At 66.6% G+C, this 3,293-nt stretch carries 2 protein-coding genes and 1 pseudogene; 2 read left to right on the forward strand and 1 reads right to left on the reverse strand.

Features of this window, described 5'->3' with window-relative positions; genetic code table 11:
- Window positions 1-214: 214 nt before the first annotated feature.
- Window positions 215-1,861, forward strand: coding sequence for an IS1634 family transposase (locus EA346_RS00225; RefSeq protein WP_296754136.1), 1,647 nt, complete (start codon window positions 215-217; stop codon window positions 1,859-1,861).
- An 80-nt stretch (window positions 1,862-1,941) separates the two neighbouring features.
- Window positions 1,942-2,079: pseudogene (locus EA346_RS00230) on the forward strand (transposase); the annotation flags it as partial.
- Between the two features lie 127 nt (window positions 2,080-2,206).
- On the opposite strand, the gene EA346_RS00235 reads toward EA346_RS00230, so the two are convergent.
- Complete coding sequence (locus tag EA346_RS00235; RefSeq protein ID WP_296754139.1) at window positions 2,207-3,094, reverse strand: glycosyltransferase; 888 nt, start codon at window positions 3,092-3,094, stop codon at window positions 2,207-2,209.
- Window positions 3,095-3,293 lie beyond the last annotated feature (199 nt).

The raw sequence follows: 3,293 nt of genomic DNA on the forward strand, positions 1-3,293 counted from the left end.
TTCCGGGTCGCAAGTCGCGCAGCAAACCCATCCGCCACGACAAGCGCCGATACAACCCAAGTTCGACAAAATCGGGCTGGATCTGGCCCGGTTTTCGAGACCTGAGCGAGTCTGACCAACGGGTTAGCTGCGCTGAGGGGTGGATTCCTTGTAGTCACACGCGACCAGCAATCATGGTCTTGCCTGCTTTGGCCTGAAATAGCATGATGTAGGCATGTTCGTTCGCATCAACGAGAGCGGAGGGCGGCGCTACCTGCAGGTGGTCGAGTCCTACCGCAACGAGGCGGGCAAGCCGCGGCACCGCGTCGTGGCCAATCTCGGGCGGCTCGACGACAATGATGGCAGCCAGCTCGACGCCCTGATCCGGGGGCTCTGCCGTGCGGCCGGGCGCGCGGAGCCCGACAAGGTCGAGATCACCCATGAGCCGGCGCGGGCCTTCGGCGACGTCTTCGCGTTGCATGAGTTGTGGAAGGACGTCGGCTTTGACCGGGCCCTGGGGCGTGCCCTGCGGTCGGGCAAGCGCAAGCTCGATGTCGAGGCGCTGGTGCGGGCCATGGTGTTCAACCGCCTGTGCGCCCCGGACTCGAAGCTCGGCTGCCTGCGCTGGCTGGACACCGTCGCCATGCCGGCGATGCCGGAGGGCGTCACCCATCAACACCTGCTGCGCGCCATGGACGCGCTGATGGATCGGGCTGACCAGGTCGAGAGGGAACTCGCCAGGCAGATCCGTCCGTTGGTTGATCGCGATCTGGCCGTGGTGTTCTACGACCTGACGACCGTGCGGATCCATGGCGAGGGCACGGTCGAGGACGACCTCCGCGCCTACGGCATGAACAAGGAGGTGGGCGGCATCGCCCGACAGTTCGTGCTCGGGGTGGTCCAGACCGCCGAGGGACTGCCGCTCATGCACACCGTCCATCCGGGCAATGTCGCCGAGACGAAGACCTTGCAGGCCATGCTGGCGACGGTGCTGGTGCGCTTCCCGATCCAGCGTGTCATCCTGGTGGCCGACCGCGGGCTCCTGAGCCTGGACAATATCGACGAGCTGACCGCGCTGGCCGACACGGGCGACCGCCGGCTGGAGTTCATCCTGGCCGTGCCAGCCCGCCGCTACGCCGAGTTGGTGGACACCTTCCGCGCCCTCGCCTTCGACGACGCAGGGCTGGCCGAGGCCAGCTTCGCCGGCCACCGCCTGATCGTCGCCCACGACCCGCTGCGCGCCGAGGAGCAGACCGCCCGCCGCCGCGCCCGCATCACCGAGCTGGAGGCCATGGCGGAGAAGATGGTGGCGAAGCTCGATGCTCAGGACGCCGGGAAAACCGCCCGCGGCCGACGCGCCTCTGACCGTGGCGCCTACAGCAGATTCTGCCGGGCTGTCGCCGAGGCGGAGATGTCCCGCTTCATCAAACCCGACTTCACCGCCGACCGCTTCTCCTGGTCGGTGGACGAGGCGGCCGTCGCCGAGGCGCAGCTCTTCGACGGCAGGCTCGCGCTGATCACCAACGCCCCCGACCTGACCCCCGCCGACGCCGTCGCCCGCTACCGGGCATTGGCCGATATCGAGCGCGGCTTCCGGGTGCTGAAATCCGACATCGAGATCGCACCGGTCCACCACCGCTTGCCCGAGCGTATCCGCGCCCATGCGCTGATCTGCTTCCTCGCCCTGGTGCTCTACCGCGTCATGCGCATGCGCCTGAGGGCTAAGGGCCACGCCGCCAGCCCCCGCACCGCACTCGATCTGCTCGCGCGCATCCAGCACCATCAGGCCAGGATCGGTGAACGCGCGGTGGGTGGTCTGTCCACCACAACCCCCGAACAACTGGAGCTCTTCGACACCCTGAGCCTGCCCAAACCCGCCTGACAGCCCCCGCGTAGTCACAAAATGGCCCATCCCGCCATAACAGAGTCAATCACTTAGCGGATTTGTTGTCGAACTTGGGATACAAGCGCCGCAACCGCATCGAGATCATGTTCGGCCGTCTCAAGGAGTGGCGCCGCATCGCCACCCGCTACGACCGATGCCCCAAGGTCTTCCTTTCCGCCATCGCCCTCGCCGCAACCATAATCTTCTGGCTATGAGTCCTGAGCCCAGGTCGGCAAACAGGTTGCCGTGCGTCGGACGGTGCTTGGGCTTACCGGCACAAACTCGGTCTCGGGGCGCACAGTCATGTGGTCCGGGTCATGCCGGACACGCCGTGGGATCGGTTCAGGGGAGCCAGACGTGCTCCCCCAGTGCCCAATGGGCGTCCGGGTCACGCATCCGGGCGCGCTCCACCCGTTTGCCGGTATAGCTGGGCCTCACCCGCTGCGTGCTCTTGGCCTTGCGCCGAAAGGGCCAGGTCCGCAGCAGCCGCCGCGCTGACATGGGCTCCGCCCAGTCGAAGTGCTCTCGCAGTGCTTCCAGGGCGGGGCGTGCCTCCGCCATGTAGGCGGCCATGTCCTCGCTCCGCTGTCCTGCGATGTGGCGAAAGCCTGAAACGGGGTAAGTGAGGCCCACAAGCTCCGCGTGCCGCTGGAAATCGCACCAGAGTGCGAAGTCGCCTGCCAGCCGGACTCCATCAAAGGGCCGGGCGACCTTGTCCCAGAGGCTCTTGCGAAAGAATGTTGATTCCTGCTGTATCCACTGGCCCCTGTTGGCAATTCCGGGCAAGAAATAGCCGTCCAGAAACGCGGCGTGCGAAAACCCCGGGATGGCTCCGTGCCCGCTGTAATAACCCGCTGCATCGAAATGACCCGGCGCGAGGCTCGAAAGCCACTCGATGCCGGGGTTCTGCGCGAACACCTCGCCCACGATCCGCAGCGCCCCGGGAAGCAGCATGTCATCGGCGTTCAGCCAGAACAGGATCTCGCCGGTGGCGCGGTGAAAGCCCTTGCAGATGGCGTCGTACTGGCCGTCGTCGGGTTCGCTGGACCACCAGGTGATGTGCCGGTCATGCTCCTGCAAGATGCGGCGCGTGTCATCCCCGGCGCCGTCGACGACGAAGTATTCGAAGTTGTCGTAGTCCTGCGACACGATGGAGCGAATCGTCTGCGCGATGGTCGCCGCGCTGCGAAAGGCGGGGGTGACGACGGTGATGCGGGGGAGGGTTTGCATGCGGGGGCGTGGGCCTTTGCTTGCTGCTGTGCTGCTGACGGAGGGCGACGAGGCATTCCTGCGCAGACCGGCCGGAAAAGCAAGGGAAGCCGCCGCCTTGTCAGGCGGTGCCGGCTGTGGCAGCGCTCAAGGCCCGTGCCGCCGCTGACGACCGCCGCCAAGGATGCCCCCGATGCGCTGCCTTTCCGCTCCTCCCCCG

The sequence above is a fragment of the Thioalkalivibrio sp. genome, assembly GCF_007692535.1.
GTDB lineage: Bacteria > Pseudomonadota > Gammaproteobacteria > Ectothiorhodospirales > Ectothiorhodospiraceae > Thioalkalivibrio.